The 15,177-nt window shown below is 39.2% G+C and carries 10 protein-coding genes and 1 riboswitch; of the genes, 1 reads left to right on the top strand and 9 read right to left on the bottom strand.

Annotation, left to right across the window (positions count from 1 at the left end; all coding sequences use genetic code 11):
* Nucleotides 1-143: 143 nt before the first annotated feature.
* The 8 genes from uca to EXE29_RS01015 all read right to left on the bottom strand — a co-directional run bounded on the left by uca (nt 144) and on the right by EXE29_RS01015 (nt 10,231).
* Nucleotides 144-3,749: an urea carboxylase gene (uca, locus tag EXE29_RS01050; protein ID WP_120363691.1), complete on the bottom strand. Its 3,606-nt coding sequence runs from the start codon at nt 3,747-3,749 to the stop codon at nt 144-146.
* 4 nt (nt 3,750-3,753) lie between these two features.
* Nucleotides 3,754-4,416, bottom strand: a complete 663-nt coding sequence (locus tag EXE29_RS01045; RefSeq protein ID WP_120363690.1) for an urea amidolyase associated protein UAAP2 — start codon at nt 4,414-4,416, stop codon at nt 3,754-3,756.
* Nucleotides 4,417-4,427: 11 nt separating this feature from the next.
* Nucleotides 4,428-5,165 (bottom strand): urea amidolyase associated protein UAAP1, encoded by a 738-nt coding sequence (locus tag EXE29_RS01040; protein WP_120363689.1) that lies wholly within the window; start codon nt 5,163-5,165, stop codon nt 4,428-4,430.
* Nucleotides 5,166-5,194: 29 nt separating this feature from the next.
* Nucleotides 5,195-5,306, bottom strand: a riboswitch (guanidine-I (ykkC/yxkD leader).
* Nucleotides 5,307-5,587: 281 nt separating this feature from the next.
* Nucleotides 5,588-6,433 carry a taurine dioxygenase gene (gene tauD, locus EXE29_RS01035; protein ID WP_120363688.1) on the bottom strand — a complete coding sequence of 282 codons (846 nt, stop codon included), beginning with the start codon at nt 6,431-6,433 and terminating at the stop codon, nt 5,588-5,590.
* A gap of 30 nt (nt 6,434-6,463) precedes the next feature.
* Nucleotides 6,464-7,330 carry a taurine ABC transporter permease TauC gene (tauC, locus tag EXE29_RS01030; protein WP_120363687.1) on the bottom strand — a complete coding sequence of 289 codons (867 nt, stop codon included), beginning with the start codon at nt 7,328-7,330 and terminating at the stop codon, nt 6,464-6,466.
* The gene (locus EXE29_RS01025) at nt 7,327-8,112 is read right to left on the bottom strand and encodes a taurine ABC transporter ATP-binding protein (protein WP_120363686.1); all 786 of its coding nucleotides are present in this window, start codon (nt 8,110-8,112) and stop codon (nt 7,327-7,329) included. The genes tauC and EXE29_RS01025 overlap by 4 nt, the downstream gene beginning before the upstream one ends.
* Before the next feature lie 10 nt (nt 8,113-8,122).
* Nucleotides 8,123-9,157, bottom strand: a complete 1,035-nt coding sequence (tauA, locus tag EXE29_RS01020; RefSeq protein WP_120363685.1) for a taurine ABC transporter substrate-binding protein — start codon at nt 9,155-9,157, stop codon at nt 8,123-8,125.
* Between the two features lie 180 nt (nt 9,158-9,337).
* A complete protein-coding gene (locus EXE29_RS01015) occupies nt 9,338-10,231 on the bottom strand; it encodes a LysR family transcriptional regulator (RefSeq protein WP_120363684.1) in 894 nt (297 codons plus the stop codon).
* Nucleotides 10,232-10,524: 293 nt separating this feature from the next.
* Here EXE29_RS01015 and EXE29_RS01010 point away from each other — a divergent pair, with 293 nt between their 5' ends.
* Complete coding sequence (locus EXE29_RS01010) at nt 10,525-11,280, top strand: HAD family hydrolase (protein ID WP_120363683.1); 756 nt, start codon at nt 10,525-10,527, stop codon at nt 11,278-11,280.
* An 87-nt stretch (nt 11,281-11,367) separates the two neighbouring features.
* Here EXE29_RS01010 and EXE29_RS01005 read toward each other — a convergent pair whose 3' ends face one another.
* Nucleotides 11,368-15,066 (bottom strand): GmrSD restriction endonuclease domain-containing protein, encoded by a 3,699-nt coding sequence (locus EXE29_RS01005; protein WP_120363682.1) that lies wholly within the window; start codon nt 15,064-15,066, stop codon nt 11,368-11,370.
* Nucleotides 15,067-15,177 lie beyond the last annotated feature (111 nt).

The following is a 15,177-nucleotide window of genomic DNA, read 5'->3' as shown; positions in this document are numbered from 1 at the left end:
TTCCAAAGAAGAACTAAGCGTGGCGGCTGTATTAAATTTATCATATCGACAATTGTCGTTATAAGCAAGCACTAATCAAAAACCGCCCTTATGGACGGTCTTAAAATTGCCTCCATTTTGAAAGGAGGGTTAAGGAGGATTTTTTATGCCACTGGCGACAACGTAAACAACACCTGCCCTGTTTTCACCGTCTGCCCTTTTTCAATGGTAATTTCCGAAACTATCATGCGCTCAGGTGCAATAATTGGAATCTCAATTTTCATCGCTTCAATTACCGCTAAGGTTGCACCTTCTTCCACAATATCACCCGATTTACATTCAATTTTCCAAATACTTCCCGGCATGTGAGATTCTACCGCACAACCACCTTCTGGAATTTGAATATCACTATCATCAGTCACCGCATCCAAACTTTCAGAAACATACTCTGCAAGTCCTGCTTCATGCCAACGGCGGCGTTCTTCATCAAAATTGGCTTGTTGCACAGACTTAAACGCAGAAATAGATTCTGCATTTTCAGTCAGGAATTCGTTATATTCTTTCAGGTTCAGTATGCCTTCTTCCACACGCAGTTTTAAGCGGCCTGCTTTAAAGTCCTCACGCATTTGCATAAGCTCAGACTCAGAGACTTCATAAAACTTAATTTGGTCAAAGAAGCGCAATAACCACGGCATACCTTGTTCAAAGTCAGGGTTTTTACGGTAACGAGACCACATTTGCGTGGTACGACCGACAAACTGATAACCACCGGGGCCTTCCATGCCATAGACACACATATACGCACCGCCAATACCCACGGCATTTTCAGGCGTCCACGTACGTGCAGGGTTATATTTGGTGGTCACGAGGCGATGGCGTGGATCAAGCGGTGTGGCTACAGGTGCGCCTAAGTACACATCACCCAAGCCCATCACTAAATAGTTGGTGCTATACACCACATCTTTAACGGCTTGTTTAGATGCTAAACCATTGATACGGCGAATAAACTCAACGTTATCAGGGCACCACGGCGCATCTGGACGCACAGTTTGCATATAGCGTTCAGTCGCCAATTGCGTTTGCGAATCTTCCCATGCCAGCGGTAAATAAACCGTACGTGATGGCACTTCCATTTCCGTCACATCTGGCAATTCGCTTTCTGCTTGTTGTAATAATGCCAACAAAGCTTTTTGATCTAAAACCAAAGAATCAAAATGGATTTGTAGCGAACGAATGCCCGGTGTAAGGTCAATAATCCCTGCAATATTTTGATCTTTCACCCATTGCATCAATGCATGAATACGGAAACGCAGGTTTAGATCTAAAACCAATTCGCCATATTCTACCAGCATGTAGCTATTACCCGCAGGACGATACACTACATCAGGCGCAGCATTTTCACCTGCTTGGGTTGCTAAAATTGCATCCTCTAAGGTATCCATTTCTGCGCTAAAACTTGCAGAAAAATCGACCTGTGCAAGCTCAGTGTCTTTAAATCCTGCGCTGTATTTTTGATTCAGTATCTGCGCTTGATCATACGAAATCGGCACGAATTTGACTTTATCACCAGCTTTAAGCTGACCGACTTTCCACAGTTCAGAGCTAACAATCACTGCAGGACAGACAAAGCCACCCAAACTTGGGCCATCTGGGCCTAAAATAATCGGCATATCCCCAGTGAAATCAATCGCGCCAATCGCGTAGGCATTGTCATGAATATTGGATGGATGCAGACCTGCTTCACCGCCATCAATACGTGCCCATTCAGGTTTTTCACCAACTAAACGCACACCTGTACGGCTTGAATTAAAGTGAATTTCAAATTCTTGTTTAAAGAAGGTATCAATATCACGTTTGGTGAAGAAATCAGGCGCACCATGTGGGCCATACATCACCGCAATTTCCCAAGTATTTGAGAATGTTGGGATTTGATCTGCACTTAAAGCAGTAGTTTCAGTTGTTGTGTACGCTGTAATTGGCAACATATCACCAATCAATAAGTTACGTCCTGCATGACCGCCAAATTGCCCCAAAGTAAAGGTCGCTTGTGAGCCTAAATATTCAGGTACATTCAAACCGCCTTTAATCCCGATATAACTACGGCAACCTGTGGCAATTTTACCTGTTTTAAGCACCTGACCTTTGCGTACATTCACAGTCTGCCACATGGGTACGGCTGCACCATCAAGCGTTGCCACCATATCGCCGCCAGTAATGGCAATTTGACTATCGCAATGGAATTTTAAACTTGGGCCTTGTAGGGTACATTCCAAGCCTGCTGTATTAAATGCATTTCCTAACAATTGGTTAGCCACATTTAAGGACAATGGATCAATCGCACCTGATGGCGGTACACCGACATCCCAATAGCCCAAACGCCCTGTTACATCTTGCACAGAAGTCTGAATGCCTGATTGTAACACTTCAATTTTTTGGGTTTTCCAGTCGAATGTATTTAAGAAACGTGTGGTTTGCGTACCGGCTTTAAATACATCGCAGTCGATAATATTTTGTAGATATTCAAGATTGGTTTCGATACCTGCAACCGATGTTTTGCCGAGTGTTTCGGTCATTGCAGCAATTGCCGAATCTCGATCATCCGCTGTCACAATAATTTTCGCAATCATCGGATCATAGAATGACGATACATTCGAACCCGTTTCAACCCAAGTTTCATTACGTGCATTGGCATCAAAATCAACATGCGTTAAAAGCCCTGCACTCGGTTGGAAGTTTTTGATTGGGTCTTCCGCATATAAACGCACTTGAATCGAATGACCGTTAGACACAAGTTCTGCTGTTGGTGCAATCCAATCGCCACTACCGAGAGTGACCATCCATTCCACAAGGTCTACACCAAACACTTGCTCCGTCACGCCATGTTCAACTTGCAGACGGGTATTCACTTCTAAGAAATAGAATTCCTGTGTGTCGGTATCCATTACAAATTCAACTGTACCTGCCGAACGGTAATTCACCGACTGCATCAGCCCAATCGCGACCGATTGAATATAGGCACGTTGCTCATCATTGATATGTGGTGCTGGGGTTTCTTCCACCACTTTTTGGTTACGACGTTGTACCGAACAATCACGCTCGCCAAGTGCCAAGACTAAGCCATTACCATCACCAAAAATCTGAACTTCGATATGACGGGCATTCTGTACAAATTTCTCTAAATATAAACCTGCGTCTTTAAAGTTGGCTTGGGCAAGATATGACACTGTAGAATAAGCATCTTTCAGCTCTTCTTCATTCCACACCAAACGCATACCAATACCGCCACCGCCTGCTGTACTTTTCAGCATCACTGGATAGCCAATACGATTGGCTTCAAGCAGTGCTTCAGCTTCATCTGCCAAAAGCTGACTACCGGGAAGAAGTGGTACATTGGCTTGAATCGCGAGTTCACGCGCCGTATGTTTTAAGCCAAAGGATTTCATTTGTGCCGAATTTGGCCCTAAAAATACAATGCCTTGCGCTTCACAGAGATCACAAAATTCTGCATTTTCAGACAAGAAACCATAGCCGGGATGAATCGCTTCTACACCTGTTTGCTTTGCAACTTCTAAAATTTTATCAATATTTAAATAACTTTGGCTGGCAGGACTATCACCAATAAATACAGCTTCATCAGCTAAGGTCACATGCAAAGAATCACGGTCTGCTTCTGAATACACAGCAACAGATTGAATGCCTAATTTTTTAAGTGTACGAATCACACGGCAAGCAATTGCACCACGGTTGGCAATGAGGACTTTATTAAACATGGTATTACTCCTCACCTTCACGAATGATCAATTGAATTTTTGTTGGGTTATAGGCATTACATGGGTTATTCAGTTGTGGACAATTAGAAATGAGGACGATTAAATCCATTTCAGCTTTAATCTCGACATATTTACCCGGTGCAGAAATACCATCATCAAATTTAAGATGACCCTCCGCTGTCACAGGCACATTCATAAAGAAGTTAATATTTGGACCGATATGGCGCACATTTAAGCCATGTTTTTTGGCAATCGAATGTTGCGACAGAGCAATCATGAAATTATTACGGCAACTGTGCATTGGAAATTTGTCATGTGCATAGCGAACAGTGTTGCTTTCACATGAACATGCACCGCCTAAGGTGTCATGACGGCCACAATTATCGTCATGGATGGTAGCAATTTTGTTGCCAAAGTTAGTGTATAGCGCTGTGCCTTTTTCTAAATAAATCTGTTGGTTAATGGCTAAGGTATCCGTTGCGCTATAGCGCTCTTCAGGGTTTTGGCTAGAGATAAATAGCGTATCCACCGCTTGATTGCCTTCGAGGTCAACGATACGGAAATATTGCCCTTTTTTGACTTCGCACATCCATGCTTCGCCAGCAGGACATACTTCGCTTAACACTGATTTTTCAAAATTTTGTGTTGGATTTACTAATGCAGTCATGATCATTCCCCTCAAGCCGTTAAAGCGTAATAGCGTTTATTATTTTGAAAAGCACGTTGATTTTGCGGGCAAGAATCACGGCAAACATCTGTATCTGCCAAAGGCAATGCCTTAAATAAGCTTAGTTGTACATCGGCAGGGTTATATTCTTCTGCTTGAGATAATCCATGTGGTGCACTAGATAAAAAGACCAAACAATCCATTTCAAAGCGAAGTTCAATCACTTGATCAGTGTTGTCCGAAGCAACATAACTTAAGTTGCCATTGTCATCAGGTTGAACTTTAGAGAATAAATTTAAGGTACTGCTGAGGTCAGTTGCATATAAGCCAAACTTGGTCATTTCAAGCAATAAGCTATCTTTGCCATTACGGTACATATCATTACGGGCATCTTGGAAAGTTTTGCTGCCGTATTGTTTTTCAATTTGCGATGCCGTACTTGGTGCACAAAAAGCATCATTCCAAGCGTGATCATCTTTCACAATCGAAATCATGGCACGGCCTAAATCCGATGCCAAAATATGACCTGTACTTAAATATGCCGTGTGCTGCCCTTTAAGGCTATCTGGCATGTTGTAGCGTTCGAGCTTATCTTCACTATTTACACAGTAAAGCGCCACATTGGCATTTTGCCCTAGCGATTTAAGCTGTAATACAGCGCCACGCTGAATACGCGCTGACCAGTGGTGTCCACCCGGTAAAAGTTCAGTCCATAGTGCTTTATCGTCATGATAATGTTTTGTGCTCATTGCAGCCTCTGCCTAATTCTTAACTGTTTACCTCCCGGGCTTTTATCCCTCCGTGCAGCTTTGCTTTGAATTAAAACGAAGCCGTGAACTCTCGGTCGCGGTCATACATATAAATGCATCGGAACCCTAGATCACTTTATGATGTAAGTAGAAATGCAAAGGCTGTGCCAATTTAGTAATACGATTTAAATAAATCGTATTACTAAGGTTTTAGGGTTCGTTTTGATGCTTAAGCTACAGTATTGATTTTAAATTGCGCTATTTTTGAACTGTGCATCTGCTTAGGTATGCATCATCCTTGTGCATGTGCAATCATGGTTAAGTATTTTTGAATTTATCTTTTTTAGATTTCTTCAAAATAAAAAGGCCCAATGTCAGCATTGGGCCTTTCCTGTGATGTTTGCAAACAGCTGCTGTCGCTTTTAACCTGCTGCTTTATAAAATGGTATCGAGCCATTCACAGTTGCACGATGCATAATGCGGTGCGCATCGCCATAGTCAAACAGCGCTTTGTGCTGCGTACAGCGGTTGTCCCAAATGGCAACATCACCTTCTTGCCATTTCCAGCGTAAGTGAAATTCTTCCTTCACCGCATGTTCAAACAAGAATGTCAGCAACGCATCGCTCTCTTGTGCATTCAGTTCGTTAATATGCGTCGTAAAACCTTCATTCACAAACAACACTTCAGCACCAGTTTCTGGGTGTGTACGCACAACTGGATGCACTACTGGCGGGTTTTTACGGAAACTATTTTCAAGCCTTTCGCGGTTTACTGCTGTTGCGCCAAAGCGCTCTAATGGAAAAGATTTACGAATATCATGTGTTGCTGTTAAACCGCGTAGTTGCTGTTTTAAATCTTCACTGAGCGCATTAAAAGCAGCTGTACCGCTGGCCCACAGCGTATCTCCGCCAAATTCAGGGATTTTAATGGCTTGCAGCACACAGCCCAATGGCGGTGTTTGACTAAATGTCACATCAGTATGCCAAAGATCATTGTCTCTTAAATCTTGTCTATGGCTATCCAATACAATCACTTCCGGTGCATCATCCATCGCAGGGTAAATCGGATGAATATGCAAAGTACCAAAGGTTTTTGCCAACCTCACTTGCGACTGTGCGCTAAGCGCCTGCTTTCTAAAAAAGATCACTTGATGCTGCAATAGCGCTTGTTTTATTTCCAGCAGCAACGGTGTATCGGCATGGTTTAAATCGATACCTTCAATAACAGCGCCAATGTTTGGATTAATTTGCTTTGCTTGCAATGACATAATTAAATCTTCTTCAATCTCTAAATCTGTTTACAGCTGTTGGCCATACCAAGGCGCCAACTGCTTTTGCAGCCAACGTAAAAATAACTCAAAACTTACTGCGACAATCGCGATCACAATAATTCCAAGAATCACAGTATCTGTAATTAAGAACTGAGCAGCTGACTGCACCATAAAACCAATACCGCGATCAGCAGCAACTAATTCTGCAGCCACTAGTGTTGACCAGCCCACGCCCAAGCCAATGCGCACACCCGTTAATATGTGCGGCAAAGCTGTAGGTAAAATCACATATTGCAAAACCTGCAAGCGCGTTGCGCCTAAAGATAATGCTGCACGTTCACGGTTTTTTTGGTGGCTGATCACACCATGGGCACTGCTGATAATAATTGGCGCCAAAATTGAAAAGAAAATCAGCAACACTTTGGTGGTTTCACCAATACCAAACCAAATCACCAAAAGCGGTAAGTATGCAAGCGGTGGAATGGGACGGAGTAGCTCCACTAGTGGATCAAATACAGCGCGTACCCATTTATTCAGTCCCATCCATAAACCCAAAGGTACACCAATCACAATGGCAGCAATGAGTGCGCTAAACACACGGCCAATACTTTCAGCCAAATGCTGCCAAAGCGTGGCTTTCATAAAACCTTGCTGGCTGACTTCAATAAACTTCTGCCATACCGCTGCTGGGCTTGGTAAAAACAGCTCAGGAATAATTTTCAACGTGGTTACGACAAACCAAAGTACCAGTAAGCTCAGTACACTGCCGATGCTCACAATAAGTGGCAAATTTTTTCTAAATATAGAAATAGACGTACTTTTGTTTAATGCTACTGTTTCTGCACGATTTTCGCTTAGATGAGCCTTATTTAATTTTTGAATTTGCGTATTCATATTACCACCGCGTGTAATTTTTGCGCTTTTAAGCGTTCAAACAACATTTCACGCAGCTGAATAAACTGCGGATCAGATTTAATCACACGTATAGATTCACCTTTTCTATAGCGCTCAGCAAAATCCAGCTTGAGCGTTTCAACAATTGTCCCCGGGCGCGCTGTCATCAGTACCAATTGATTGCTTAACAAAAGCGCCTCTTCAATATCATGGGTAATTAAAAAGAAGCCCTTCTTCTCTTTAATCCATAAATTCAGCACAAACTCCTGCATGCTTTCTCGGGTAAATGCATCAAGTGCTGCAAAAGGTTCATCCAGCAAAATAAACGGTGCATGACTAATCAAGGCACGTGCAATACCGACGCGTTGTTTCATACCGCCTGAAAGCTCCCAAATATTGGCATTTGCTACATGCGACAGCCCGACGGTGTTTAAAATTGATGCAACTTGTGACTTTATCTCTGTACTTTTTAAGCCTTTTAATTTCAAGGAAAATGCCACGTTATCTGACACATTGAGCCACGGCAGCAAAGCATGTTCTTGGAAGACCACCGCACGTCTTGCATCTGGAGCTGTTAAAACTTCATCATCAATTTTGACTTGGCCTGCGCTCACCTGCTGAAAACCCGCCAAAATATTTAAAAGCGTCGTTTTACCGCAGCCCGATTCACCAAGTACAACCGTTAAAGTCGATTCAGGCACGTCCAAATTGATATTTTTTAGTACAGCCACCTCTTTTTCTGGATAGGTCAGGCTAATATTTTCCGCTTTTAAGATACTCATTTTCACATCCTTAAGGCTGAACAAATAAGGCTGTTACATTGCCCTTATAATCGGCTTTGACTTTATCTACTTTGCCTTGGGCTTTTAAAAAGGTCGCTGTATCTAAAATATTCTTGGCAAAATCTGTGCTGAAACTTTGAGCTTGCTGCTGCTGATTCAAATAAATATTGCCTGATAGCAGTAATGGAATATCTTTCGCATCAGAACCGGTTAATTGCGCAATGCTATTGATATAAGCAGTATTCGCTTCAAACGCTTTCGGATCTTGATTGTATTCATCTATTTTCTTTAAAGAAGTTTGAACGAAAGATTTTAAAAACTCTGGATTTTTCTCTGCAAAGTCTTTACGAACCACCCATACATCAAAGGTTGGCGCACCCCATTCTGCAACTTGCTTAGAATCGGTCAGAACTTTACCTGTGGCACTCGTCTTGCTTAAAGCAGGTTCCCATACATAAGTCGCGTCAATATCGCCACGCTCCCACGCCGCAGAAATTTCAGGCGGGCGCAAATTAATAATTTTGACCTCAGCATCAGATAAATTCCAATGCTTCAATGCAGAAAGCAGGCTGTAATGTGCTGTAGAAACAAAAGGCACAGCAATGGTTTTACCCTTTAAGTCTTCAGGTTTTTGAATGCCTGATTTATTGCTCACCACTAAGGCTTCTGAAGCACCAAGTTTGGCTGCCACAAAAAATACTTCAATAGGTAAATCACGGCTGGCAGCAGCCGCTAAAGGACTGGTACCAATATTGCCAATACTGACATCACCTGATGCCAAAGCATTTACAACGTCTGCGCCCGTATCAAATTTTTTCCACTCAATTTTTTGTTGGCTATCTTTTTCATAATCGCCATTGGCCTGTGCCACTTTGCTCGGATCAACGCCTGTTTGATACGCAATAACTACCGCTTTTTGATCTTTTTGCGCAATTGCAGCCGTTGAAGTGTCAGGAGTAGATTTTTTAGTTTGAAAATAAACAAAAGCAGCAATCGCCACAATGACGATCGCCGTAATAATTAAAGGTTTTGATTTGCTGCTCATATTTTTTCATTAAAAGTGATTACTAATTCACATATTAATGAGTCAGTCTTATGATGAAAAATAAGTTAATTGACAATGTTTAGCACAAATTTGCATTTATCTATTAGTGGAATACTTATGCTTTTATTCACTAAACATCTAGCAATCAATTCTCTGAGCGAGATCTTTTAATCGTACTTTTTACTTCACTAAGATTTCATGGAACATATTACGTAGCCATTGATGGCTCGCTTTATGATGACAAGACATGTGCCAATATTGCTTCACACCATAGCTTGGAAAAACAATAGGAGCATCAAAAATTTTTAAATTACCACGTGACAGTAAGACTTCACTGAGATAATACGGCACTGTAGCAATCGCATCTGTATCTTGCACCACCAGCCCAACACCCAAATAACTCGGCAAACGCATTAATATGTCACGCTTAAGGCCCAGACTCATTAATTCATTTTCAATATGATAGTGCCCCATCCCTGCATCAATATCTATATGAGATTCTGCCAAATACTGCTCTGTTGTTAGATGTTCACCTGTTAAACGTGGATGATCCTTGGCAGCAATAACCACATAATATTGCTCGAATAATTTTTGTTGATAAAAACCATTTTCCAAATGAGGCAAAAAGCCCAATGCCAAATCAATTTCACCATTGGCCATTTGATAACTGGTTTCTGTGGTAATTGGGCGAACATTGAGTCTGATATGAGAGGCATTTTTTTTTAAATATTGCGAAATTTTAGGCAATAAGACCAAATGTGATACATCGGTCATAGCTAGAGTAAATTGCTGATCTGAAATCGCTTGATCAAAATCAATACTAAAATTATTGATCGCCTCAATCTTACTTAAAGCTTCACTCACGAGTGGAAAAAGTTGCTTAGACAATTCTGTTGGCAACATTTCATTACCAATGCGCAAAAAAAGTGGGTTCTTATAATGCTGACGTATTTTATTTAAAATATTACTCACGGTCGGCTGACTCATGTCTAAATGCTCAGCAGCCAAAGAAACACTTTTAAATTTGTAAATATATAAAAATACACTTAGAAGCTTACAGTCCAATTCAAACACGTCAGCTTTTTTCCTCAGATTAAATCAGGTTAAACAATACATCCCAGTATTGTTGGTTTAAAGAATCTGTTGAAATAGTACTGCGAATAACCTGCTTTTTCTAGCATTGTTACACATGCTTTAGACTTAATACATCCTCATCTACATGCAGGTTATATCTTTATATTTTTCATACTAAGCCAACAAAAAATCAGCTAAATAATTCATTCAAATCATTTTAAAATACATTAGCTTTGATTGTTATTTATTGCATGTACACGAGATAATAGCGACAAATACAATAGGATGGAAACGTGCTAAAAGGTAAAAAATTAGTCTGTTTTGATTTAGATGGGACTTTAATTGACTCCGTCGGGATATGGAATCAGGTTGATGCCCAATTAATTCAACAATTTTCTCAGCAACAAATCGACTTACACAGCATACAACAACAACGTGACCAGCAATTAAAAAGCTATAAACATTGTTTAGACCCTTACTTAGAATACTGTAACTTCCTTAAAGAAAGTTATAGAATTTCACAGCTAAGTGCAGAGCAGATTAAAGTGCAACGCTATGCGATTTCTCAGCATTTTCTAGATCATATTGTTCGACTGAAGCCACAAGCAGATCAATATGTGAAAAGCTTAAAAGCCTGTGGCATAGCAGTTGCATTAACCACTACAACCAGTTTGAATAATGTGAAACGCTATGCTCAAAATAATCAGGCAATTTACAGCAAACTTAACTTTTTACACGATTTTGACTTAGTCTTAACTCGAGAAAGTGTCACCAATATCAAGCCACATCCAGAAATGTATTTAAAGGCGCTACAGCATTTTGGTATCAGCGCTACAGAATGCTTAATTGTAGAAGACTCACTAATTGGGGTTGAAGCTGCAAATGTTGCTGGTATCGATGTAATTGCAATTCAGGATGAGTATTCGATCCATGAAGCCACCGCAATAAAACAGCGCGTCAATTATTATGCCCCTCATTTTAAGGCTCTGTTGCAGTTCGTTGACATAAATGCCATTCATCTAGACCATAAAAAAGACATCTACTTTTAAAGCAGATGTCTTTGAATGCAATATTTATCTTTCACGCAATGCATTCATATCTGAAACAACGCGCAACTTATAAATGAAACAGCTGAATTAAATGACAGCTGCATTATTTCGAATATTATTCATCGCGTTATACACTTCAGTTTTGCCGACCAAAATCTGCTGATTAATAAAGCGATGTATTCCGTCTAAGTCATCAAGTTGCTTAAAGTTATCTCGAATCATCTGATGAATCGTAACACCATGAATGGTTTCATCTAAAGAAATCAGATTATGAAAAGTATGAATATTTTGCGCCTCCAAATCTTTACTACTGGTTTTAACCAAATGTAAATACCATGCTTTCGGATAATTGTAGTGATATTTTAGATTCACTTTTTCCGCAATAATGCCAATATCTACGGGCTTATTCACTAACTTCAAAAACGCTACAATATCTTGATGAAGTTTATGAATGTCCACATTTTTATAGGCTTTTTGCGGTGTGGTGTATTCCAATGCGGCTACACGTACTACAGAACCTGCTTGCATAAGCTCATTTAAATATAAAGATGCATGGTTTTGTGAACCACTACGGATTTTTTTAGCAATATCATCACGTGTGAGTGGACGGCTACTTTGTTCCAGCCAATTCAAAATGGTTTGTAATTGACTTTGAGGCTTAACTGCTTCATTTAAGCTAATCGTGTCGGCACCCGATTTACCTGTAAAGTAAATGCCATGCTCCACACCCCAGTTACGAATAAGGTGGCGAATTTTAAAATAATCATATTGTTTTAAAGTATCACTTACTTCATACGCTTCCATACGTAAATGCATAGACTGTTGCTGCGTTTGCTGTGACAAAATCGCTAATACTTCTTTAAAGATCAGTTCTTGATCCGCAAAACTGATATCAAATTCATTAATATGGCAGTACGCACCACGGTCAGACTGGTAGAGATAGTTTTCTTCAACAGCCTCATTGATTGAATGATCGAGGCGATGTGTGCTTAATTCAACTTTGCTATAGCCTTCTTGGTTCGCACGTTCCAAAATTTCTTTAAAATTTGCACCATCTTTAAAATGCAATGCAGCATGTACAACCGCATACATTTTATTTAAGTTCTTCGGGTAAATCCCTGGTGTTTTAGTTTGGTCAGAAAACAGAATATCTGCATTTTCAGCTGCATTATGTATTGCATTTTTTGCAACGCGTTCCGTACAACCTGCTAAATCTACAATCTGATGAATTGCGGTATCCCACGGCATAGGTGCCTTGTGATGAAGAAACCACTCTTGAAGTAGACTGTTTACATTAATGTTTGGCTTGATAATGTGTACCAGCTCATTTTTATCAAATGAACACAGAAGCTCTAAAAAGTTAAGTAAATCATTTTGATTAGAAAAATGCGAAGCTAATTTAGGATATAACTGCATAAATTCGCTGTCTGCATTTTGGTTTAAATTTTCCCAAATCACATCCACCGAGATACGAACTCGTTCACGTAAGTTCTGAAATGCATTTTTTTCGACTTGGCGAATTCGTTCACGTGTAAGGTCTAAGCTTTGCCCCACTTGTTCTAAAGTCTGCCCCACCACACCGTCGATCCCACAGCGTGCTTTAATAATCGTTACTGAGCGCTCTTCTGCATGGTTAAGAAATGCTTCTAAATCACGATTAATAAAATCATCCATTTCAAAGGACGTTAAATTGCTCGCATCATCTATCATGAAATAACCACTTTGATAAGCTTGCGGAAGTAAATCTTTCGTCTTATCAAAAGCATTGGTTACATCAAGCAATTGCATAATAATAGAGGCTTTGATTGAGTCGGCAGGTTGGCTATTCACTTTGGTGTTAAATGCATGATGCATCACCTCATTCATCATAAATTTAAGATCAATGCTTTCATTTTCTACATTTAACCAAACACCCAGTTTATCTAAAAATTTAATTTGATCAGATGAAAAACGTGCCTTAGATAATTTGAGCGCCCCCAATTCTGGATAGTCAAAAACAGAATTATTCACTGGTTTGACGTCAAGTAAGTTACGCAGTTTAGTACAAATTTTTTCTCGACGTTGCTGACAGAACCATTCAAATTGATTTAAATCTTGTGGAATTTGATCAATTAACTGACTAGTTAAATAAAGTTGCTGCGAACTGAGATTGCCCATAAAAAAGCTTTCGAGCCATTGAGCTGGTTGAGTCGCATTTTTCTGAATATTGACCGATGCAGGAATTAACTGCAAATTCACCACTGTATTGGCTAGGTTCTGTAGCTTATTACTCCCATCATTTACAATTTTTAACTTCTGCATTTTTTTAGGTGTAAAAATGCTTTTTGGATAAATATGATCGATATGTGTGCGTACAAGTTGACTATCAGGAAACACTAATAACAATAAGGCTTTAATTTCATTATCTTTGCCGTATCGTAACTGACATAAATTCTGCACATCTTCTTCGTTAAAGCTTAAGGCTTTATCTTTTTCTAACATAGCCTGTTTTACAGCTTCGTATGGGAATACTGTAGCAGTTTTTCCAATTGCCTTACGGATATGTAAAAGTAAACTCTCAAGATTACTCGACCAAATGCCTTTTTTAAGCAGACTTTCAATCAGCCAGCGCTTCATTAACTGAATATCATTGCTATCAATTTTGATTTTTGCTTTATCTAAATCCAAATTGACACAATATTTATGATAAACAAAATATACGATAGGCAATATCGCAACATCATGAATCAACGCTTTATGATCAAAGCCAAATTCTTTGAGTAATTCCGAACTGCTAATAAAGGCCAGTTTAATTTGTTCCCAATTATTTTCCATTACCCGCATATTGTCTTTATTAAAGTTGGATAATTTAAAGCTTAAATTATTGACTTCAGACAACATAAGTCCTGCACGTAAAATTAAATCTTTACTAAATTCAAATTCAGTATTTTCTTCAATCTCTTTTAATAGCTCATTAATTTCATCTCGCGCATTGAGAGTTGACCACTGGGTAACGGCAAATGAAAGTAATAAATCTGAATATGATAATGGCGTACCACCACTGTTCATACGGATAAAAATATTTAATACTTTTTCTAAGTTTTGTTCTTTTTCTTCATACGCAAAAATTAAATTTTGCATATTTAATGTACTAATTAAATGTGTAATTTTTTTGGGTATATTTAATTTTTCAACTTTTTCAGGATGCTGTGCATACTCAGGAAAAGTCCCAATAAATTTAGTAATGTCCATAAGAATGGGATAAAACTTACCATGTGCAGAACCCGGTTCTACGCCATCCAACATTTCACTGACTAAAATCCAATATTGTTGTTCATTTTTAACACTTGCTTCTTCTTGAGTTAAAAATTTGAAGTCATACAGTGCATTATGATCAGGATCACCTTGCCCTAAAACATTAAAATACAAAAACATTTCTTTGGTTTTGTGACCAACTTGGATTGTATATGATCCACGTAATGCAATATTTAAGGACGTAATACGTTGTTGGCCATCTAATACCGCAATATGATCTTTTTGAGGAATATTATCATAGACGCTACATAAATAATTATTTTTCTCGTCAAAATTTTGCATAAATTGATAAAATTTAAACTCATTGACTTTATCTTCTTTAACTTTCCAAAATAAGAATGTTCCAAAAGGATAACCCTGCATCATTGAATCAAATAATTGACAAATTTGCTCTGGCTTCCACACAAATTCGCGTTGAATAGCTGGCAAAATGTATTTTTTATCTTTTATTTCCAGTAATAAGTTATTAATAGTTCCTACTGATTGATACATATCACCCTCTGTTTACTTCTAAAATAAGTCTTTTTAGTTCGACTTTAATTTATTTAATTCAATCTAATATGATGATTTATTTTAATAAAAAACTCAACTTTCATTTTTAAA

The sequence above is a fragment of the Acinetobacter sp. WCHAc060006 genome (assembly GCF_004209135.1).
Lineage (GTDB): Bacteria > Pseudomonadota > Gammaproteobacteria > Pseudomonadales > Moraxellaceae > Acinetobacter > Acinetobacter cumulans.
This window is presented reverse-complemented; position numbering and strand designations above follow the sequence as displayed.